This is a genomic window from Williamsia sp. 1135, from assembly GCF_002095395.1.
In the GTDB taxonomy this organism is placed as follows: Bacteria; Actinomycetota; Actinomycetes; order Mycobacteriales; family Mycobacteriaceae; genus Williamsia.
This window is the reverse complement of the sequence record NZ_MJEI01000094.1, coordinates 72,829-93,247: the sequence shown is the minus strand read 5'-3', so window position 1 is coordinate 93,247 and position 20,419 is coordinate 72,829. Positions and strand designations below refer to the sequence as shown.

General features: G+C 64.9%; 16 protein-coding genes and 1 pseudogene. 8 read left to right on the top strand and 9 right to left on the bottom strand.

Features of this window, described 5'->3' with window-relative positions; genetic code table 11:
- Nucleotides 1-3: 3 nt before the first annotated feature.
- From BFL43_RS14510 to BFL43_RS14495, 4 genes are all read right to left on the bottom strand, one after another.
- Entirely contained in the window at nt 4-1,089 is a 1,086-nt protein-coding gene (locus BFL43_RS14510) for a PDR/VanB family oxidoreductase (RefSeq protein WP_084893280.1), read from the bottom strand.
- Nucleotides 1,090-1,136: 47 nt separating this feature from the next.
- Complete coding sequence (locus BFL43_RS14505; protein WP_084893226.1) at nt 1,137-2,042, bottom strand: metal-dependent hydrolase; 906 nt, start codon at nt 2,040-2,042, stop codon at nt 1,137-1,139.
- A gap of 11 nt (nt 2,043-2,053) precedes the next feature.
- Nucleotides 2,054-3,838 carry an SDR family oxidoreductase gene (locus BFL43_RS14500; RefSeq protein WP_084893225.1) on the bottom strand — a complete coding sequence of 595 codons (1,785 nt, stop codon included), beginning with the start codon at nt 3,836-3,838 and terminating at the stop codon, nt 2,054-2,056.
- A gap of 128 nt (nt 3,839-3,966) precedes the next feature.
- On the bottom strand, nt 3,967-5,220 hold the full coding sequence (locus BFL43_RS14495) for a pyridoxal phosphate-dependent aminotransferase (protein ID WP_084893224.1): 1,254 nt from the start codon (nt 5,218-5,220) through the stop codon (nt 3,967-3,969).
- A 193-nt stretch (nt 5,221-5,413) separates the two neighbouring features.
- On the opposite strand from BFL43_RS14495, the gene BFL43_RS14490 reads away from it, so the two are divergent.
- A complete protein-coding gene (locus tag BFL43_RS14490) occupies nt 5,414-6,538 on the top strand; it encodes a GGDEF domain-containing protein (RefSeq protein ID WP_084893223.1) in 1,125 nt (374 codons plus the stop codon).
- Between the two features lie 2 nt (nt 6,539-6,540).
- Here BFL43_RS14490 and BFL43_RS14485 read toward each other — a convergent pair whose 3' ends face one another.
- Entirely contained in the window at nt 6,541-10,035 is a 3,495-nt protein-coding gene (locus BFL43_RS14485) for a (Fe-S)-binding protein (RefSeq protein ID WP_084893222.1), read from the bottom strand.
- A 187-nt stretch (nt 10,036-10,222) separates the two neighbouring features.
- On the opposite strand from BFL43_RS14485, the gene BFL43_RS14480 reads away from it, so the two are divergent.
- The gene (locus tag BFL43_RS14480) at nt 10,223-10,828 is read left to right on the top strand and encodes an ElyC/SanA/YdcF family protein (RefSeq protein ID WP_084893221.1); all 606 of its coding nucleotides are present in this window, start codon (nt 10,223-10,225) and stop codon (nt 10,826-10,828) included.
- Here the strand turns inward: BFL43_RS14480 and BFL43_RS14475 are convergent.
- Nucleotides 10,814-11,989: an acyltransferase gene (locus BFL43_RS14475; protein ID WP_346425967.1), complete on the bottom strand. Its 1,176-nt coding sequence runs from the start codon at nt 11,987-11,989 to the stop codon at nt 10,814-10,816. The genes BFL43_RS14480 and BFL43_RS14475 overlap by 15 nt on opposite strands.
- 192 nt (nt 11,990-12,181) lie before the next feature.
- Between BFL43_RS14475 and BFL43_RS14470 the strand changes: the two are divergent.
- Nucleotides 12,182-12,954, top strand: a pseudogene (locus tag BFL43_RS14470) (TSUP family transporter).
- Nucleotides 12,955-13,096: 142 nt separating this feature from the next.
- Here the strand turns inward: BFL43_RS14470 and BFL43_RS28605 are convergent.
- Entirely contained in the window at nt 13,097-13,531 is a 435-nt protein-coding gene (locus tag BFL43_RS28605; RefSeq protein ID WP_143695319.1) for a hypothetical protein, read from the bottom strand.
- An 84-nt stretch (nt 13,532-13,615) separates the two neighbouring features.
- Here BFL43_RS28605 and BFL43_RS14455 point away from each other — a divergent pair, with 84 nt between their 5' ends.
- The 3 genes from BFL43_RS14455 to BFL43_RS14445 are packed head-to-tail and all read left to right on the top strand — an operon-like array spanning nt 13,616 to nt 16,111.
- Nucleotides 13,616-15,178 (top strand): HNH endonuclease signature motif containing protein, encoded by a 1,563-nt coding sequence (locus BFL43_RS14455; RefSeq protein WP_084893217.1) that lies wholly within the window; start codon nt 13,616-13,618, stop codon nt 15,176-15,178.
- Between the two features lie 32 nt (nt 15,179-15,210).
- Nucleotides 15,211-15,636, top strand: coding sequence for an AraC family transcriptional regulator (locus BFL43_RS14450; protein ID WP_240498258.1), 426 nt, complete (start codon nt 15,211-15,213; stop codon nt 15,634-15,636).
- A gap of 10 nt (nt 15,637-15,646) precedes the next feature.
- Nucleotides 15,647-16,111, top strand: coding sequence for a VOC family protein (locus BFL43_RS14445; protein WP_084893216.1), 465 nt, complete (start codon nt 15,647-15,649; stop codon nt 16,109-16,111).
- A 7-nt stretch (nt 16,112-16,118) separates the two neighbouring features.
- On the opposite strand, the gene BFL43_RS14440 is transcribed toward BFL43_RS14445, so the two are convergent.
- Nucleotides 16,119-18,275: an acyltransferase family protein gene (locus BFL43_RS14440; RefSeq protein ID WP_240498269.1), complete on the bottom strand. Its 2,157-nt coding sequence runs from the start codon at nt 18,273-18,275 to the stop codon at nt 16,119-16,121.
- Between the two features lie 63 nt (nt 18,276-18,338).
- The gene (locus BFL43_RS14435) at nt 18,339-18,599 is read right to left on the bottom strand and encodes a helix-turn-helix transcriptional regulator (protein ID WP_084834973.1); all 261 of its coding nucleotides are present in this window, start codon (nt 18,597-18,599) and stop codon (nt 18,339-18,341) included.
- Nucleotides 18,600-18,650: 51 nt separating this feature from the next.
- On the opposite strand from BFL43_RS14435, the gene map reads away from it, so the two are divergent.
- Together map and BFL43_RS14425 are read left to right on the top strand one after the other, a co-directional pair.
- Nucleotides 18,651-19,418, top strand: coding sequence for a type I methionyl aminopeptidase (gene map / locus BFL43_RS14430; RefSeq protein WP_084893278.1), 768 nt, complete (start codon nt 18,651-18,653; stop codon nt 19,416-19,418).
- 34 nt (nt 19,419-19,452) lie between these two features.
- Nucleotides 19,453-20,406, top strand: a complete 954-nt coding sequence (locus tag BFL43_RS14425; RefSeq protein ID WP_206186673.1) for an alpha/beta hydrolase — start codon at nt 19,453-19,455, stop codon at nt 20,404-20,406.
- Nucleotides 20,407-20,419: the final 13 nt, after the last annotated feature.

Sequence of the window (20,419 nt, the reverse complement as noted above, 5' to 3'; positions counted from 1 at the left end):
GCTCTAGAGGTCGAGGCGGAGGTGATCGCCCTCGGCCCGGGAGACGCAGGTGAGCATTACTCCGGCGTCACGCTCGGGTTCGGTCAAGATGTTGTCGCGATGCTCGACAGCGCCCGCGAGGACGCGGACCTTGCACGTGCCGCAGAATCCCTGCTGGCACGAGTACGGCACCGACGGCAGGTCGCGACGGATCGCGGCGAGTGCTGATTCCGTTGCGCTGACCGGGACCTGCGTGCCCGATGACGCGAGGGTGACGGTGAACGGCCGTCCGTCCTCCACCGGCGGCGGGCTGAACCGCTCGAAATGCAGTTCCACATCCGCGCGGCCGACCAGCGCGATGCGGATGCCCCCGAGCATCGGGACCGGGCCACAGCAGTAGACCGCGGTCCCGGAGGCGATGGGGCCCAGTAGATCTGCCGGGGTGGGGAGTCCGTGCTCGTCGTCGGTGCGGACCGTGATCTTGTCGCCGTAGCGGGCCAGTTCATCGAGGAAGGGCAGGGAATCGGTACTCCGGCCGGTGTAGACCATCGACCAGTCCAGACCCAGGCGCTCGGCAGCCGCGAGCATCGGCAGGATCGGTGTGATCCCGATGCCGCCGCTGATGAAGCGCAGGCTGCGGGCGGGCGATCCGTATCCGGGCATGGCCAACGGGAACGCGTTGCGAGGACCCTTGATCCGCAGGACGTCACCCTCGTTGAGGTCGTCGTGGACTTCGATCGAACCGCCTCCGCCGCCGGGAATCCGTCGGACCGCGATGCGGTAGTGGTGTCGATCGGCGGGGTCACCGCAGAGTGAGTACTCCCGCATCCGGCCCGACGGCAGCAGCAGGTCGAGATGGGCTCCGGCGTACCACGGCGTGAGTTCTCCGCCGTCGAGCGCGCCGAGCGTGAGTGCCACCACGTTGTCGTCGCTGGCGACGACATCGCGCCGGACGATCTTCACCGCGGTGACGCGGCTGACCTGATCGGGCAGATCGAGGTGGGTCAGTTTGCCCCACAACGGAAACCAGACCTTGCCGATCGCACTGGCCAGTCGCATCGCCGGATCGTGCTGATAGCGGCCCCACAGGTGTGGGGGCGGTGTCGTCATCGTGGTGGTGTGCGGCTGGTGGCGGTGATCGGAGCGGGTCGGGGGATTCACTTGTGTGCGGCCCGTGCTGCCGGCGACGACGCGAGATACGCCACCGCCTGGGATGTCGATCCGACCTGACTGGGCCGGAACGTCGGCTTGAAGTAGGTGAACGTCGCAAAGATGATGGACCGCATGGTGGGCAGCAGACCTTTGCGGGCGCCACGGAAGTAGCCGAACCATTGTCCGACGTAACCGGTCCGGCCGGCAGGATCGTTGAGTGCGATGAAGCGGGTTCCGCGGTTGATCACGAAGAGCAGGGCGGGAAGCACTGCGAGCATGGCTCGTCCACGCTTGAGGTAGCTGTCGCCGAAGTAGCTCGCCACATCGTGGGCGACTTCCCGGTGTTCCACCTCCTCGGCACCGTGCCAGCGGAACAGGTCGGTCATCGCGGGGTCGGCATCGTGTTCGGACCACGTGTTGTTCAGCGCGAAATCACCGAGGACCGCCGTGTAGTGCTCGATGGCGGCGATCAGCCACAGCCGTTCGACGAGATGCTTGTGCCGCACGTTGGGATCCGGGTGGTTCGACGGCCCGAGCACCTTGCGGAACACCCATTCCATCTGTCGCTGGAAGGGCGTCGGATCGACACCGTTGTTCTTCAGGAACTCCCACAGCACGCGGTCGTGGGTCTCCGCGTGCATCGCTTCCTGGCCGATGAATCCGCGCATGGCGGAAGCCAGTTCCTCGTCCTTCACCAGCGGCAGGGTCTCGTTGTAGGTCTGCACAAACCAGCGCTCGCCTTCTGGCAGGAGCAGGTTGAGCATGCTGATCACGTTGGACGAGACCGGATGGTTCGGGATCCAGTGCAGCGGTGTGTCTTCCCACTCGAACTCGACATTGCGGGCGTGCAATTCGACCGGACCCGGGTCGAAGTCGTGCGATTCGTGGTGCGCGTAGGCGGCGTTGGACATCGTTGTCCTCCTCAGAACAGTTTGGTGCGCGCCATCCGGCGCGACAAGCCGGGTGCGAAGCGGTAGATGCGGTATCCGACCTTCGCTTCGACGGTGACCGGGACGACCGGCGCGTTGGACTCGATCGCGCCGACGATGGCGGCAGCGACGCGGTCGGGCGTGAAGTTCCGCTTGTGGTACATGCCGCTCATCTTGTCCTGCAACTGTTTCTGTCCATCGGCAGAAGCTCCGGCGAACTCCGTTGCAGCCACGATGTTCGTGTCGACGATGCCTGGGCAGATCGCAGAGACCCCGATGCGGTGCTCCGCCAGTTCGGCCCGCAGCGATTCGCTGAACATCAGCACGCCCGCCTTTGTCGCAGAGTATCCGCCGAGGCCCTGTTGGGGTGTGAAGGCAGCCGCAGACGCGAGATTGACGATCTGGCCACCCAATCCGCGCTCCACCATCTTGCGGCCGAACACCCGGCTCCCCGTCATCACACCCATGAGGTTGATGTCGACGAGACGGCGGATCTGCTCATCGGTCGCGTCGAGGACGTGCCCGGCGAGTCCGATGCCCGCATTGTTGATGACGATGTCGGCGACCCCGTGTTTCTTCGTCACCTCCTCCGCGAATGCCCCGAAGCCGTCGGTGTCGGCGACGTCGAGCCGGTAAGCGTGTGCGCTGCCTCCACCGGAAGTGATTGTTGCGGCGGTCTTCTCGGCGGCGTCGAGGTTGATGTCGGCGAGAATCACCTCGGCACCCTGTGCCGAGAGCAGGTAGGCGGTCTCGCGACCGATGCCACTTCCTGCCCCGGTGATCACGGCGAGTTTGCCGGACTGTGGCTGACGCGCACCGCGCTGGCGAGCCCGATCGATGACCGGTGATGAATCGGCCCCGCGGATCGACTCGATGAATTGCGTCGCGATGTCGGCCAGGTAGCCCGGATTCGTGTAGGGCAACCAGTGCCCCGTCGGGGTGTCGATACGCCAGAGGCTGTCGGTGTACTCGTGCGTGTTCGCGAAGATCGCCTTGCGCAGCGCGATATCGCGGGTGTTGACGATCTCGAACACGGGGACCCTGGTGCTGCGCGGATTCGGAGAACCGAGGCGCTCACGAATGTTGGCGCGGTAGTAGCGCAGCCCGGACACCGCGTCGGCGCGGAAGGTGGGTGCGAACTCGAGGTTGTTCGGGTGCGTGCCCTCCAGGGTGGTGAGGAACTGACGCCAGACCGCGGGCCGCATACCGGCTGCGAACAGTACCTTCGGGACGACCGGGAGCTGGAACACCGCGGTGTATGCCGAGGACAGGGCTTGGGACAGCGCCTGCGCCAGAGCCTTCGGTGTCGGACGTCGCAGCTGTTGGCGGGTCCAGGCGCCGAGATGATCGAGGTTGGGCCCGGACACCGACACGAACGACGCGATGCGCTCTTCCGCGCCAGGCGTGGTGACGGCCTCCCAGGTCTGCACCGACCCCCAGTCGTGCGCGACCACGTGGACGGGTTCGTCCGGACTGACCGCATCAGCGACCGCGAAGAGGTCTGCCGCCAACTCGGGCAGCCGGTAGGGCGCATCGCCGTTCGGGGCGTCACTCTCGCCGTAGCCGCGGGTGTCGTAGGCCACGAGGTGGTACCGGGATGCGATGGCGTCGGCAACAGGCGCCCACAGCGCGTGGGTGTCGGGCCAGCCATGGACGAGCAGAACGGTCGGACGATCCGCGGCGGGTTCGCCGAGTTCGAAGACGGCGAGCCGGACGCCGTCGCGTTCTACCGTGCGCCGGCGCCACCCGATCTGTGGCTTGTGATCGATTGCGGTCATCAACTCCCCTTTGAGCTCCGTGTGGACTAGACGTTACCAGCCGTCACACTTAAATAAAGGGGCGCTGAACTGCGAAAACCCACCCGGAGCAACCTCGCAGGTGGGTTTTCGGTGGTGAATCGCCGGTACTACTGCTTGTAGCTGGACAAGAAATTGCCCATCCGTTCCACAGCGTCGGACAGATCCCGGGCCCACGGCAATGTCACGACCCGGAAGTGATCGGGGCTCGGCCAGTTGAAGCCCGTGCCCTGCACGACGAGGATCTTCTCGCGCAGGAGCAGATCGGTCACGAACTTCTCGTCGTTGTGTATCTCGTGGACCTCGGGGTCCAGTCGCGGGAAGGCGTACAGCGCGCCCATCGGCTTCACGCAGCTGACCCCGGGAATCTCGTTGAGCTTCTCCCACGTCACGTTGCGCTGCTCGAGCAATCTGCCGCCGGGCAGGACCAGCGCGTCGATGCTCTGATATCCGCCGAGCGCGACCTGGATGGCATGCTGTCCGGGCACGTTCGAGCACAACCGGGTGGAGGCCAGCATCTTCATTCCGTCGACGAAACCGCGGGCGTGGTCCTGAGGTCCGGTGATCGCGACCCAGCCGGCCCGATATCCGCACACCCGGTACGCCTTCGACAGGCCGTTGAAGGTGAGGCACAGCAGGTCCGGCGCGAGCGAGGCCAGGTTGATGTGCTTGGCGTCGTCGTAGAGGATCTTGTCGTAGATCTCGTCCGCGAGCAGCAGCAGGGAGTGCTTGCGTGCCAGTTCGACGATCTGCGTGAGGATCTCGCGCGAATAGACCGCGCCGGTGGGGTTGTTCGGGTTGATCACAAGCAACGCCTTGGTACGAGGCGTGATCTTGGACTCGATGTCGGCGATGTCGGGATTCCAGTCGTTCGCCTCGTCGCACATGTAGTGGATGGCCTTGCCTCCGGACAGGGCTGTCATCGCGGTCCACAGCGGGTAGTCCGGCGATGGGATCAGGACCTCGTCACCGTCGTCGAGCAATGCCTGCATCGTCATGGTGATGAGCTCGGAAACGCCGTTGCCGAGGATCACGTCATCGACGTCGAAGTAAGGGAAGTCGGGAAGCAGTTCGTACCGGGTGACCACGGCCCGGCGCGCCGGGAGGACACCCATCGATTCGCTGTATCCCTGTGAGTACGGCAGAGCGTGGATCATGTCGCGCATGATGACGTCCGGGGCCTCGAAGCCGAACTGGGCGGGATTGCCGATGTTCAGCTTGAGGATCCGGTGGCCCTCGGCCTCGAGTCGCGCGGCCTGGGCGGTCACCGGCCCGCGAATCTCGTAGGCGACGTTGCGAAGCTTCGCCGATTGCTCGAGGGGTTTGAGGTCGCTGTGCACATGCGAAACGTGGGGTCTGCTCACGCCTCTTATGGTGCCAGCACTAGGCAAGCAGGTTTTGCTCCACGGCGTTATTGGTACTAAATAGGGGCCCGCGGACCGTTTTCGTGCCAGGAATTGTCTTTACTTCAAACCTGGGTCACTATGAGAAATCGGCGGATGAGCGGGTCGGGGTCCCAGTTGTCATCAGCAATTATTGGAAGTGCCACGAGGTCCGATGCCCAACGGTTTTGACGATCTGCAGCGCGAGCAGCGGCATGTCCTCAATCAGATTCGAGTTCGCGAACGGCTCATTCGCTACAGCATTGCGGCGTTCGTGCCGGTCTTCGGTGCCGTCGCGGTGCTGGCCATGTATGCCGACGACGGCGAGGCGTCGACACTCCGGATCGTGATCGCGTCCGTGACGGCCCTGTCGACCATCCCCATGGCCGTGATCATGACCCGCGTCGACCTGGGGCCGGTGTGGTGGTCGAAGCAGGCTTCGATCCCAGGCATCAACACGGCCTTTCTCGCCTACGCAGACATTGGCGTCACCGTCATCCTGATCACGTTCGTCAACCCGTCGGTGGCACTGCACGGCACCGCCCTGTTCGCGATCATCGGTTGTTACGCGGCGCATTTCGTGACGCACCGGGTGCGCATCGTCCACATGGTCTTCACCAGCGTCGTCGTCTGCGCGCTCGGCCTCGACATGTGGTTGATCGGGGACGATCTCGGCGGAGCCTGCTACCGGGTGGTGGTGTCGCTGCTGGCGATCAACGGAACCGTTTTCCTGCTCAGCATCTACACGGACGACTTTCAGCACGCCCTGCGCACGCAGTTGAAGTTGGCGAACACGGACTCTCTGACCGGGCTGTTCAACCGCCGTGGATTCGAGTACTGGGCCGGTTCCATGGTTGTGCCCGCGACCCGCAACTTCGGTGTGGTGGTCGCCGACATCGACAACTACAAACTGCTCAACGACCGGTTCGGACACGACGTCGGCGACCAGATCCTCCGGCGGATAGCCGAAAGCCTGCGTGGCGTGACCGGAGAATATGCCGTATTGGCGCGCGTGGGCGGCGACGAGTTCGCATTCGCCACCGACCTCGACCGCGATGCGCTCGTGGCACTCGCCGAGCGCATGCGGTTGCGATCCTCGAGCTTATGGCACGGGCAACCGGTCACGATCAGTGTCGGTGTCGCTTCCTGCCTGCTACGGGGCAACACCACGCGTACGGACGCGCGGAAGGTCCTCGACGTCGCGATCAACGCTGCGGACGAAGCCCTTTACCTGGCAAAACAGGCCGGCCGCAACCATGTCCGGGTGGTGGACGTGGATGCGGCCGGAAATCCTGCCTGATTTCAGCGGTTGCCGGGACGCTTCTTGCCCGCCGCGATTCCGAAACCCTTTGCCTTGCTGGTGCCGGTCTCCGTGAGCGTCGCGGCGTCAGCCGGACCTGAGCCATTGGTGGCCGGCTCCTCGGGTGCAGACTCGGAGGCTACTTCGGCTTTGGCTTCGGCCTCGGGCTTGGCCTCCGGCTCTGCAGGCGCCTCTGGCTCGGGCTCTGCGTCCGCCTCCGCCTCCGCCTCCGCCTCAGGCTCAGGATCCGGCTTCGATTCCGCCTTCACCGCTGCCTTGGGAGCGCCCGGGCGCTTTGCTCTGCCACCCATTGCCAGGCCCTTGACCGGCACCGCCGGTTCCGCTGGTGCCTCCGGCTCGGCAGTCGCCTCCGGTGCGGCCTCGGCCGGTTCCGGGGTGGCCTGGGCCGTCTCCGTCTCCGTCTCCGTCTCCGGCTCAGGCTCTGACTCAGGTTCTGGCTCGGACTTGGTCTCGGTGGCCGGCGCCTTTGCCTTCGCGCCGGGCTTGGGAGCTCCCGGACGCTTCGCCTTGCCGCCGATGGCGAGTCCCTTGACCGGGACCGCAGGCTTGTCGTCGACCTGTGCTTCCTCGGTGGCCGGGGCCTCTTCGGTGACCGTGGCTTCTTCCGTGGCCGGGGCCTCGTCGGTCGCCGGTCCGGAATCTGCCTCGGGTGCAGCCTTCTTGGCTGCCGCACCGGGCTTCTTCGCCGCGCCGCCCGGTTTCGGGGCGCCAGGACGCTTCGCGCCGCCACCGATGGCGAGACCCTTCACCGGGGCAGCCGGCTTGTCGGCGGCTTCCTCGGTTGCGGTGTCGCTCGCCGTCGCGGTGGCCTCCGTCGTCTCGGTGTCCGCGGGCGTGGCTTCTGCGGCCGGCTTGGCGCCGCCCGGCTTCTTTGCCGCACCACCGGGTTTCGGTGCTCCAGGACGTTTGGCGCCGCCGCCGATCGACAGTCCCTTGGCCGGTGCCGCTGCCGTCTCTTCGGCCGCGGGGGCTTCGGGTTCGGCTGCCTTCGCAGCACCCGGCCTCGGGGCTCCACCGCCGGGCTTCTTCGCTGCGCCACCCGGTTTGGGGGCGCCGCCGCCGGGCTTTTTGGCACCGCCGCCGATTCCGAGACCGCCGCCGACCTTCGGCTTGTCGGCCGCAGGCTTTTCTTTGGTGTCGGTGGCAGCTGGGGCTGAAGCCTTTGCGGGCTCGGGCTCCTTCTTCTCTGCCGGCTTCGCCTCGGGCTCGATCGTCGGAGCCGACAGGCCCAGCGACGCTGCGCCGAGGAATCGTCCGCCACGCTTGATCTCCGGGGCGCCGCGCTTGACGGCCTCGAGGATCAACTGCGAGACGTCGACGACCTCGACCTTGCCCTCCTGCTCGGTGCCCGAGGTCTGCGCGGTTACGCCGTCACTCAACATCACCTTGCAGAACGGGCAACCGGTCGCGACCTTTTTGGGATTGGTGCTCAGCGCTTCGTCGACCCGGTCGATGTTGATGCGCTTGCCGATGCTCTCTTCCATCCACATGCGAGCACCGCCGGCGCCGCAGCACATGGACCGCTCGCCGTGGCGAGGCATCTCCTTGAGCTTTGCGCCCGACGCCGCCATCAGTTCACGAGGCGCGTCGTAGACCTTGTTGTGCCGACCCAGGAAGCAGGGGTCGTGGTAGGTGATGTCCTCGTTGACCTCTGCGACCGGGATCAGTCGCTTGTCGCGGATCAGCCGGTTCAGCAGCTGCGTGTGGTGCACGACCTCGTACTTGCCGCCGACCTGCGGGTACTCGTTGCCCAGGGCATTGAAGCAATGGGCGCAGGTGACGACGATCTTCTTCTTCTGCTGCGGTGCCGTCGCGAACACTTCGCCGAGCATCTCGATGTTCTGTTGCGCGAGCATCTGGAACAGGAACTCGTTGCCCGCGCGGCGGGCCGAGTCACCGGTACAGGTCTCACCTTCGCCGAGAACGAGGAAGTCGACGGCCGCGATGTCGAGGAGTTCGGCAACGGCCTTGGTGGTCTTCTTCGCGCGGTCCTCGTAGGCGCCGGCACAGCCGACCCAGAACAGGTACTCGAAGCCTTCGAAGCTCTCGACGTCCTGGCCGAAGACCGGGATCTCGATGTCCATCTCGTCGATCCACTTGGTGCGGTCCTTCGAGTTCTGGCCCCAGGGGTTGCCCTTGTTCTCGAGGTTCTTGAACAGGCCGGCGAGCTCGGACGGGAAGTCCGACTCGATCAGCACCTGATACCGGCGCATGTCGATGATGTGGTCCACATGCTCGATGTCGACGGGGCACTGCTCCACGCAGGCGCCACAAGAGGTGCAACTCCACAGCGTCTCGGTGTCGATGACGGCACCGGTGGCACCTTCGCTCTCGCCGACGAGCTTGCGCTCGGCCTCGAGGCGGGCGGACTCGGGGATGGCGTCGAGCTTGTCCTGGAGGACATTGCCATCGGCGTCGACGAGACCCACCTCGTCACCGCCCAGGTCTTTCTTGCCGCCGGCGAGCAGGTACGGGGCCTTGGCCTGACCGTGGTCCCGCAACGACATGATGAGCAGCTTGGGAGAGAGGGGCTTACCGGTGTTCCATGCCGGGCACTGGCTCTGGCAGCGGCCGCACTCGGTACAGGTGGAGAAGTCGAGCCACCCCTTCCACGAGAAGTCCTCGATCTTGCCTGCGCCGAATGCGTCGACGTCGGGGTCGGCGCTCTCCATGTCGAGGACCTTGCCCGCCGACATCATGGGCTTGGCCGCACCGAGAGCGACGCCGCCGTCTGCCTCACGCTTGAAGTAGATGTTGAAGAAGGCAGAGAAGCGGTGCCAGGCAACGCCCCAGTTGATGTTCCGGCCGACTACGGCGAGCCAGATCATGCCAGACATCAGCTTGATCAGCGCGAAGATCGAGACCATGATCGCGCTCGCAGGCAAGAGCTTGGCGACCTGCATCGTGAAGAAGTCGGACCCGGCATGGGCGTGGCCGTAGGTGGCGATCTTGCCGGCCTTGACGAAGACCATGCCGAGGCCCTCGAGCAGCACCACGATCTCGACGAAGTACGCAGCGCCGAAGTTGGAGCCGCTGAAGCGCGACAGCCGCTCGGGTACCCGGGGGTGATTGAGCTGGCGGATCACGATCAGGACCAGGACACCGATGACGGTGCCGAGCCCCAGGATCTCGTCCAGCAGGTGCCAGGCGAACGTGTCGCCGAACAGCGGCCAGTGGAACTCGGGATCGAACACCTGACCGTAGGCCTCGAACCACAGCAGCGCGCCGAGGAGGAAGCCGACCATCACCAGCCAGTGCGCCCAGCCGACCGTTCGGAACTTGGCCATGCGCGTGTGAGCGATGAACTCGATCATCATCTGCTTGAAACGGGGCCAGATCGGGAAAATCCTGGTGGTGTCCTTCTGCCCCTGGGCGATGGTGCGGATCATTCTCCACACCCCACCGAAGAACAGGGCCCAGCACACCAGGCTGGCCAGGGCGGCAATGGTGCCGATGGTGATCGTCGCGGTCGTCACGGCGTCACGGCCTTTCTCTATGGAACTTCACGGCCAGTGGTACGGCTCTTTCGCACAGCGGCCGTTCGTTCACCCGGGATGGCAGAACACGGCTCGCGCAGTGTTCTCCACTAGGTACGTTAAGGCTTGTCTTCGCAGCACTATTGCGCAGGTTGGCCTAAGTTACTAATCGGTAAGATCCTTTGTGATGTCCGCCATAACTCGCACAAGAATTCTACTGCTGATCGGCGCCTCGATGGCGACCGTCCAGTTCGTGATCGCAAGCGCGGCAACGTGGATCTACGTCATGGCATTTGATCGCGAGTTCGCCGTTTCCGAGGCCCCTTCGGCGCCGGTGGCGTTGGTGCTCGGCTCCAAGGTCTCCGGTGGTGAACCCGGGTCGTACGTACGCGGCAGGCTGGATTCGGCGCTCAAGTTGTATCGGGACGGGCGGGTCCAGCAGATCTTGAACTCGGGCAACGGAGACCGGGCTGCAGGGGACGAACCGCAGGTCATGCGCAATTATCTGGAGCGGCGTGGCGTTCCCGCGGGCGCCATCATCGACGACCCCGAGGGCTTCGACACCGCAGAGAGTTGTCGGCGCGCCCGCGATGTCTACGACGTCGAGGCGGTGCTGATCGTCACGCAGGACTTCCATCTCGGTCGGGCGATCGGATTGTGCCGGGACATCGGGATCGATGCGCAGGGCGTCTACGCCGAGTGCGAGTGCGCGTCGTGGACGGTCGCCCGCAACCACATTCGCGAGACCGTGCTGGCCGGACCTCGCGCGCTGCTCACCTCACTGACGAACTGAGCTGCGCTCTTCGATCTCGGAGACGAAGTCGTCGTCCTGGGTCTCGGCAGCTGCGGGACGCTCGCGCTTCTTCATCAGCGGTAGCCGGGGGCGGCCGGTCAGGTACGACGAGCCCGGGAGGCGGCGAAGGAGCTCGACGAGGAGCAGCGAGCAGGCGATCGTGCCGACGTACATCAGGATCGTCGCCCACGGTGCCCCCAGGGTGTTGATCCAGGGCTCACCGTTCTTCTGTGGGTACAGGATGAAGAAGATGAAGATGGCGTGGCACAGGAAGACGCTGAAGGACCGGTTCGATGCGTACTTGACCACGCGGTCGAAGCGCGGGGTGCTCTCCCGGTAGCGGTCGGCCCAGTGCTGGCCGATCGCGTAGAGGCACCCGATCGCGACGAGGATGAACGGGATCAGGGTCGGCTGGAACGCTGCGCTCGCGTAGATGGCGCGCTCACCGCCGGCGACCCGCATGAGATACGTGACCTGCGCGAATGTGCCGGTGACGACCAGTGCGGCGAACAGCCACCAGCCTTTGCCGCGCAACCAGAGCCGGATGGCCTCTCGATGCACCGCGACGACCGCGCCGAGGAAGATCAGGAACTGATACGGCACGAAGGTTGCGTAGTAGTGCCACCAGATGCCCGCGATGCTCGCCGGGGGCTGCCAGTACGTGATGACCGACGTGACGGCGATCTGGACGCCCAGACTGGCCGCGAGCAGCGCGACGTGGTGGTTACGCGTCTTGCGGACCACCCACAGCACCACCGGGAACAGGAGATAGACCTGGAGCATCACGAACAGGAAGTACATGTGGAAGCCCGACAGGCCCCACTTGAGCAGGTCCCAGAACTCGTCGAGGCTTCCCGGGATGTCGTTCGTTCGTCCGTGGGCCCACATGTCCTCGACAGCCCAGTAGACGAACGACCAGATCAGGTACGGGAAGATCACCAGCTTCATGCGGCGGCGCCAGAAGTCCGTCGACCGGAAATCGACCTTGTCGAAGTTCTGGTGCATGAGCACAAAACCAGTCAGCGCAAAAAAGGTGTTGCGGGTGAAATGGAGCAGCAGAGTCGTCGAATTGACGGGGACGCTGTCCCACTCATCCGTCGTCGCAGTCAGGCAGTGCACGAAGATGACCAGCGAAAACGTGGTCGCACGGATCAGATCCACGTGGTGAAGATAAGTTCGCTTATCAGATTTTCGGGGGGTTCGTGCGACAGATCCTGCGTCACAGGTGCGGGCGGAGGTCGAGGCAGTCATCGCGGTACAGCATGCCGTATAACCCTGAGTTTTCGCTGGGCGGGAGGGGTTCCTCACATCAGGTGGTTACCGTGACCGAGTGCGTTGTGACGGATGTGGCCGATGATCCCTGACTGGGATGTCCTGGTTTTGTTGCTCGCCGCCGCGGGCGTCGCCGGGTGGATCGACGCGGTGATCGGCGGCGGTGGGCTGGTGCTCATTCCCGCGTTGCTGATCGCCTTTCCCGGAGCGCCGCCCGCGAGTGCGCTGGGGACCAACAAACTGGCGGCGATCTGGGGACAGGCGCCGCGGCCATCGCCTACTCGCGGGTCACCGCCATCCCGCGCCGCCTGGCACTGATCTCGGTGCCGATCGCGTTCGTGTGTTCGGCGGCCGGGGCGCTGTCGGCGAAAGCGGTGTCGACCGAGATCATCCGACCGGTCGTGATCGTGCTGATGCTCGCGGTGGGCATCTTCGTCGCAGTTCGCCCGTCGTTCGGGAGCAACACCGGTGAGAGTCCGCCTCTCACGGCCAAACAGACCGTCGCCGGTTGTGTTGCCTTCGCCGTGATCGGTTACTACGACGGCATTTTCGGACCCGGCACCGGTATGTTCCTGATCATCGCGCTGACGGCGCTGCTGTCGCGGAACTTCATCGAGAGTGCCGCGCTGGCGAAGATCGCCAACACCGCCACGAACCTGGGTGCGCTCGTCGTGTTCTCGATCGGCGGAAATGTCTGGTGGGCACTTGGTTTCATGCTCGCGGTCGCCAACACCGGTGGTTCGCTGCTCGGTTCGCGGACTGTGCTGAACCGTGGCACCGGCGTGATCCGGGTCGCGTTGCTCGTGGTCGTCGTCGTGATGTCCGCGAAGCTCGCCTGGGATCAGTGGGGCTGAACCGCCCACCGTGCCGAACCAACCGCCGACCGTGCCGAACCAACCGCCGACCGTGCCGAACCAACCGCCGACCGTGCCCAAACTCGCTCCGAATGTGCTCTTTTCGTGTTCGGGAGCGCTCGTGTGAGCGAGTGGACCGCCGCTACCCGCCTGCTCCGCGCTCCCACATGAGAGGGCAGTATTTCCACGTCCCTGCCTCGCGAACGAAGTTCCAGGTGAAGTTGATATGTTCGGCGTCCGAAGCCGATTCGCCTGGCGCACTGTGGACGGTCTCTGCGTCGACGCGTGCGTTGGCACCCTCAATCGTGATCACTCGAACGTCGACCACGGTGGTGGTCCTCGGTTCAGGCGGAATCGAAGGTGCCAATTCGCAGGAGAGCGCCTCGATCGTCTGCGTCTCCCCTCTGTTCAGGGCGTCGATAAAGGCCGTGAACGCACGGCGTACCTCCTCGCTCCCCGGCGCCGACGAAGCTCGGCTGTCGTCGGTGTTCAGCCTTTCGTCAGGTGAGCAACCCACCAAGAAGGACGCGGCAACAATCGCGACACCCGTCATCGCTCCGAGTGGTGTATCCCTCACGACCTGAAGTCTCTCATCAGATCGCGATCAGCTGGTCGATTCTGGCGTCGCCTGATTGTCGGAGGGTGCTGATAGAAATATCTCATGAGCACGGGCATGGCTGATCTGATCGACCGCATCGAGGGCATGGCTCTCGACGCGACGGAGATCGTTGCTGTCCGTGAGGTGTTGTCGCGCAAATTGATCGACGTCCCATTGGCAATGATGTCGGACAAAGAAGCCGTGGAGTTGGCGCAGGCCGTCGAGATGCAGACCCGCCGTGACGAGGCCGTCAAGATAAGGCTGTCGGCCGAGCTGACGGAGCGCAGGGTTGCTGCCAAGTTAGGACACAAGCACAACAATTTCCTGCGATTAGTGCTACGCATCTCAGCTGCACAGGCGTCCGCCAGATCGAAGCGGGCTGAGCGAACAGGGATCTGGCACAGCATCACCGGTGAAGTAACCGAACCGAGGTACCCCCACACCGCCAAAGCCCTGCGGGACGGTGCTATTGGCCTCGCGCACGAGAAGGTCATCTTCGAGACGATGACCGCGCTACCCGCGAGTATTCGCAGCGATCTCGGGTTGTGGGCGAAGGGCGAGAGGTCGATGGCCGATGCTGCCCGGACCATGGACCCTGACGAGCTGAAAAAGGTCGGATTGCACCTCCACGCGTATCTGAATCCCGACGGAACGTTCGACGATGTCGACCGCAAGCAGAAGCGAGAATTGAACACCTCCAAGCAGGGTGCCGATCACATGGCGGGGATCAAGGGCAACCTCGATCCGGCGACGAAGGCGTTGTGGGACATGGTCGCTGAGAAATGGGCGGCGAAAGGCATGAACAATCCGGAGGACCCGCAGTCGCCGAGCGGTAATGTCGACAAGGCCGACCCGCAAACCATCAAGGAAGCTGCAGCGCGCGACAGTCGCAGTCAGGGGCAACGCAACCACGATGCGTTCCGCCGGTTGCTGGAAATGGTTGTCGGACAAGGCAAACTCGGTCAGCACCGCGGACTGCCGGCCCGGGTCATCGTGACCATGACCCTCGAGCAACTCGAATCCGAAGTCGGCTTGGCGACCACTGCGTCCGGCGGTGTGATTCCGGTCCGCGATGCGCTCGCTCTGGCTGGGGCGACGCGTAAGTTTCTGGCGTTGCTCGACAACAAGCATCGCCCGTTGTTCCTGGGCCGCCAAGCGCGGCTGGCATCAGCCGATCAGCGACTGGCGCTGATCGCCGCCGACCGTGGGTGCTGCCGCCCGGGATGCGACAAACCGGCCACCCGCACTGCGGTTCATCACCTCACCGAATGGTCCAAAGGCGGCCGCACCGACATCACGGCGTTGGCACTGGTCTGCGACGGCGACCACGCACAAGTTCACGACGGCGCGAATGGCTGGCTCACCGAGATCATCACCAACCGCACCGGACCACCGGGCTGGCAAGGCCGGATCGGATGGCGCCAACGCGGCACAGCTGATCCACCGCGTCCCAACAACTCACACTTCTCGGAGCTGTTCTTCACCCATCCGGAGATGTGGAATCCCGACGGTGAAGACGACGTCGCATGGTTCAAAGAACGCGCACGCGAGGCGTTCGGAGCGCCACGGTCGGAACCACCCATTCGCACCGTCGACTACGGATGGCGACGGCCGGTGGCTGCCTGAAAATGGCGGTCGACGAGCAATAGACTCACCCCATGGCGATGAGCCCTGCGGAAGACCAGAACCGGCGGTTGCTCCGTGCCCGCGACACGATGGACCGCGACTACGCGCAGGAACTCGATGTCCCGAAACTGGCCGCCATCGCGTACATGTCACCGGCGCACTTCACGAGGACGTTCCGCGCCACCTTCGGCGAGACGCCGCATCGTCATCTGCAGCGGCGCCGGATCGAACGTGCGATGGCATTGCTGCGAGGGACGGACACCTCGGTCACCGACGTCGCGCGCCTGGTCGGGTTCGAAAGCCTCGGAACCTTCAGCCGCACCTTCAGGGCGGTCACCGGTAGTTCACCCAGCGATTTCCGGAAGGGTGTCGGGGCGGTGAATGTGCCGGTGTGCTTTGTGAAGAGCTGGTCGAAACCGAGCAGTTTCGGAGAAGCCTCGTCGACGCACAGCAACTAGCGTCAGCGGCATGTTCAACAAGATCACCATTCACTCCATCCAGGTACTCGATCAGGACGAAGCGCTCGACTTCTATGTGGGCAAACTCGGATTCGAGGTCGCGGACGACGTCGACATGGGTTTCATGCGCTGGCTCACCATCACGTTGCCCTCGGACCCGGAGCGGCAGATCCTCCTCGAAGTGCCGGGACCACCCGCGCTGACGGAAGAGGTGGCCGCGCAGGTGCGCGACCTGGTGACCAAGGGTGCGCTCGGGGCCGCCGCGATCCTCACCACCGACGACTGCCGTAAGACCTTCGCGGAGCTTTCCGCGAAGGGCGTCGAGTTCACCGAAGAGCCGGTCGAGCAGCCTTACGGCATCGATTGTGCCCTGAGAGATCCGTTCGGTAACCACATACGGGTCACGCAGCCGGCGACAGGTCCGGTTGAGATCACTCCTGCCGACATCGCAAAGTGGGCCGGGGACAACGCCTGACGGCTTCTCACCACCAGCCGGGCAAAGCCTTCTGCAGATCCACGGTCAGCGCCGGGATCAAGCTGCGGACGAAGGTGGCGGTCAGGTGGTGAAAGTCGTGCCACAGCAGGATGTTGCCCACCACGGCGGGGCAGTAGGTGGCGTCGCACATGGCGTCGGTGTAGTCGAGGAAGGTCGTGTTCGGGAAGTCGGGAGCGATGGCGAGCGCCGGGTCGGTGGGCGCCATCACGAGCGACCTCTCGACGCCGCACACCGACGGCTTCTTGCCCAGGGCCAGGCATTCGGGTGGGCTTTCCTGCCCCACCGACCACGGGTTGTCGCGTACCGCAACGACTTTCTGGCCCCGATCGCGGAACTCACTGAAGACGTCGATGTAGTCCTTGGGCACGAAGTCGCCGGTGATCTGGCCCTCGACCGGGCGAGTGCTGTTGGTGAACACCACATCCGGCTTGTCGACGGCGAGGCGTGCCATCACGTCGCGGGACCACTCGTTGCACTGGTAATACTTCTGGCCGAACCAGGTGAAGACGTGATCCGTCGTCAACGGGCAGCCGACCTTGAGGTACGTGGTGACCTTGAAACCATGGGCCTTGCCGATCGCGTCGAGCGCGGTGATCCAGTACTCGGCGTGCGATCCACCGACCAGCGCGACAGTGCGGGTCGCGGTGGGGTCGCCATACTGCCCGACGATGATCGAGCCGTCCTTCCAGCCGGAGATCACCGAGTCGTAGGAGGTGATCGGCCAATCCTTGTCCGCCACCTGAGGGCTGGGTTCGGCGTCGACGCGAGGAACCGGCGCGTCGTCAAGGAATGCGCGGGCGCCGGGATAGAGGCGTGGATCGAGGTTTTCGGTATCGACGGTCAGGTTCTTGACATGGTCGTTCCAGCGCCAGATCCCGACGCCGGTGACCGCGGTCAGGACGACCAGAATAGAGGTGAGCACCGTTGCGTAGCTGAGCCAGCGAGGGCTCCGAGCGGGTATCGGGGCAGGCGCGGCGGGCTTCTTCTTTCCTGCTCGCAGCGGCGACTCGATGTACTTGGCCGTCGCCCACGCCAGCACCAGCGAGACGGCGATGATGCCTGCGCCCTCGATGAAATCGGCGCGATCCTTGTACTGCCAGGTCAGGTAGAAGATGAGCAGCGGCCAGTGCCAGAGGTACAGCGCGTATGCGATGGAGCCGAGCCAGACGATCGACGGATGTGCGAGCCACGAACTCACCGCGCCGGGCGCTGCAGCATCTCCGGGCGCGGTCTGGCGTGATCCACTCCAGATCAGCAACAGGGTTGCACCGACGGGCACCAGTGCCATCGTCGACGGATATTGCTGCACGCCGACGATCCACCAACCGCAGCTGATGATCAGCCCCAGCGCGATCAGACCCAGCAGGTTGCGCATCCACTGCGGCATCCGGACACGCGGCATCCACACCGCGAGCAGACCGCCGACGATGGGTTCCCACGTTCGGGCGATGGTGTCGTAGTAGTTGAAGGGCTGATTGATGCCGTGTCGGTAGTGCGCCCAGGCGAAGGACACCGCCGCTACGGCGAGCAGCGCCGTGAACACGATCCCGCGGATCACCGGTGGGTTGCGGAAGGCGGCGAATCGCATCGCCAACAGCTTGAGGATCCCGCCGAGGGCGAACGCTGCCAGCATCGTCACGACGAAGAACTGACCTTGCACCGACATCGACCAGAGATGCTGCATCGGGCTGTTGGCAGAGTCGGCAGCGGCGTAATCCTGCGACGCCAGAGCGAGATGCCAGTTCTGGTAGTACAGCGCCGAGGCGATGGCCTCGTTGCCCAGCGGTGACCAGCGGGTACGCGGCATCAGGATCAGGCACATCACGACGATGAACAGCAGCACGGTCAGCAGCGCGGGCAACAGCCGTCGGGCCAGTCGCCACAGACGGGGCCCGGGGTTGAGCGCTTCCGCCCAGTTCTCAGTGGTCGGATTGGTCGCCAAGACGTGTTTGAGCAGCGACGCCACGAAGAAGTAGCCCGACAGCGTCAAGAAGACATCGACGCCGCCGGAAACCCTTCCGAACCAGATGTGGAAGACCGCGACGAGCGTAATCGCGATGCCGCGCAAGCCGTCGAGGTCCAGGCGATATTCGCCACCCGAGGAGCGCTTGGGAGGGCTGGACTCGACGAGGGGGTCGGTCACAGTCGCGCTCACCGGTGAGATTGTTCCAGACGAAGCTGTGGATTCTGCGGTTGACGCACGCGTTTATGAGGCAGATCTCTGTGGCTCGGCGAGGGCAACGGCCAGCTGATCCATCGACAGAGACAGTTCGTCGGCCAAGGCGGCGATGGTGAAGAAGGCCGGTGTCGGGATGCGTCCGGTCTCGATTTTCCGCAGCGTCTCCACGGAGATGCCGGCCGCAACCGCCACCTGTCCCATGCTGCGATCGCCACGCGCTGCGCGCAGAACTGCACCGAGCCGGCGGCCCCGGTCGACTTCGCCGGGGGTGAGGGGTACGCGAACCATGACCCGTATAGTAATACCGGTATTTTAATTCGCGCAAAGGACGGTGTGGGCGTGGTCGACCTCAAGACTCCCGGTGAGATCGAGATGATGCGTGAGGCGGGCAGTGTCGTCGCCCGAGCGCTTGCCGCGGTGAAGGGTGCAGCCGTCATCGGAACGACCCTCAAGGAGCTCGACGACGTCGCTGCCGCGGTCATCTCCGATGCCGGCGCCGAGCCGGTGTTCCTGAACTACCACCCGAACTGGGCGCCGACACCGTTCGCCGGGGTCATCTGCGCGAGCGTCAACGACGCTGTGGTGCACGGGATACCTGATGGGCGAGTGATCAGAGACGGCGATCTGGTGAGCATCGACTGCGGCGCACTGCTCGACGGGTGGTGCGGGGATGCCGCTATCAGCTTTGTCGTCGGAGAGGCGGACCAAGCCGACCTCGACCTCATCGCCGCGACCGACGCCGCCCTGATGCGGGGTATCGAGGCTGCACAACCCGGCGCCAAGATGGGCGACATCGGGCACGCGATCGCCGGTCCGGCCCGGATCGCCGGATACGGGATGCTCGAAGATCATGGGGGTCACGGCATCGGACGCACCATGCACGAGGCGCCGCCTGTTCCGAACGAGGGACGCGCCGGGCGGGGGCTGACGTTGAGGCCGGGACTCGTGATCGCCATCGAACCGATGCTGATCCGTGGTGGAACCGACGAGTACGTCCACGCCCCGGACGGCTGGGAACTGCGCACTGCCTCCGGCGCCCGCGCGGCACACTCGGAACACACCGTCGCAATCACCGAGGCCGGTCCGCAGATCCTGACGACGCTCTAGAGTCCGCCGCCGTCTGATCGAGAGGACTTCCTTCGTGACCGTTCCGCTCCCGCTGCGAACGCGCGCCTTCGGCGCTCTGCTCAAGACGGTCGCCAAGGAGCCGGCCACCGCTGACGAAATGATCGCGCTGCGCGCGAAACGAGAGAAGCTCCTGGCGACCGGCGTCGGCCGTTTCGTCTTCGGGGCCGATTCCGAGGACGTCGAGGTCTCCGATGTCGTCGCGGAAATCGGCGGGCGTCCGTGCAGGCTCCGCGTCCAGCGGCCGGTCGCGGCAGACGGCGTGCTCCCGGTGGTCGTGAACTATCACGGCGGCGGATGGTGCCTCGGATCTCCGGAACAGTCGCGCTGGATGGCGACCCGCGTCGCAGCGCAAGCCACAGCGATCGTGGTGTCGCCGGTATATCGACTTGCGCCGGAACATCCTTTTCCGGCCGCCGTCGACGACGCCTGGGGAGCCCTGCAGTGGGTCGCCCGTCACGCGGCCGACATCGGTGGCGACCCCGATCGGATGGCGGTGATGGGCGACAGTGCCGGCGGCAATCTGGCCTCGGTCGTGGCACTGGCGGCGCGCGATGCCGGCGGGCCAGGGCTACGCGGTCAGGTCCTGGTCTATCCGGCGGTCGAGATGTACGAGCGTTGGCCGTCCGAGGACGCGAATGCTGACGCCCCGGTCCTGACCTCGTCCGTCATGCACACGTTCACCGAGCTGTATCTGGCCGGTGCCTACGGCACCGAGGACTGGCGCGCATCGCCGATTCGCGCTGCCTCGCACCAGGATCTACCCCCGGCGCTGATCCTGACGGCGGGTCACGATCCGCTGCGCGACCACGGCCAGAAGTACCGCGAGGTCCTCCGTGCGGCGGGAGTGCGGGCCGAGCTCATCGACTACCCGGACACCGTTCACGGCTTCGCGGCGCTGCCCGGCGTTGCGCCTCCTGCTCGCGCCGCCCTTCGGGACATCACCGCGTTCCTGCGAGAGGTCCTCTGATCGGTCTCCGGAC

Excerpts from the sequence above, each read along its gene's own strand:
- BFL43_RS14510 (WP_084893280.1), bottom strand. The coding sequence starts at position 1,089 with ATGACGACACCGCCCCCACACCTGTGGGGCCGCTATCAGCACGATCCG.
- BFL43_RS14505 (WP_084893226.1), bottom strand. The coding sequence starts at position 2,042 with ATGTCCAACGCCGCCTACGCGCACCACGAATCGCACGACTTCGACCCG.
- BFL43_RS14500 (WP_084893225.1), bottom strand. The coding sequence starts at position 3,838 with ATGACCGCAATCGATCACAAGCCACAGATCGGGTGGCGCCGGCGCACG.
- BFL43_RS14490 (WP_084893223.1), top strand. The coding sequence starts at position 5,414 with ATGCCCAACGGTTTTGACGATCTGCAGCGCGAGCAGCGGCATGTCCTC.
- BFL43_RS14480 (WP_084893221.1), top strand. The coding sequence starts at position 10,223 with ATGTCCGCCATAACTCGCACAAGAATTCTACTGCTGATCGGCGCCTCG.
- BFL43_RS14455 (WP_084893217.1), top strand. The coding sequence starts at position 13,616 with ATGAGCACGGGCATGGCTGATCTGATCGACCGCATCGAGGGCATGGCT.
- BFL43_RS14450 (WP_240498258.1), top strand. The coding sequence starts at position 15,211 with ATGGCGATGAGCCCTGCGGAAGACCAGAACCGGCGGTTGCTCCGTGCC.
- BFL43_RS14445 (WP_084893216.1), top strand. The coding sequence starts at position 15,647 with ATGTTCAACAAGATCACCATTCACTCCATCCAGGTACTCGATCAGGAC.
- BFL43_RS14435 (WP_084834973.1), bottom strand. The coding sequence starts at position 18,599 with ATGGTTCGCGTACCCCTCACCCCCGGCGAAGTCGACCGGGGCCGCCGG.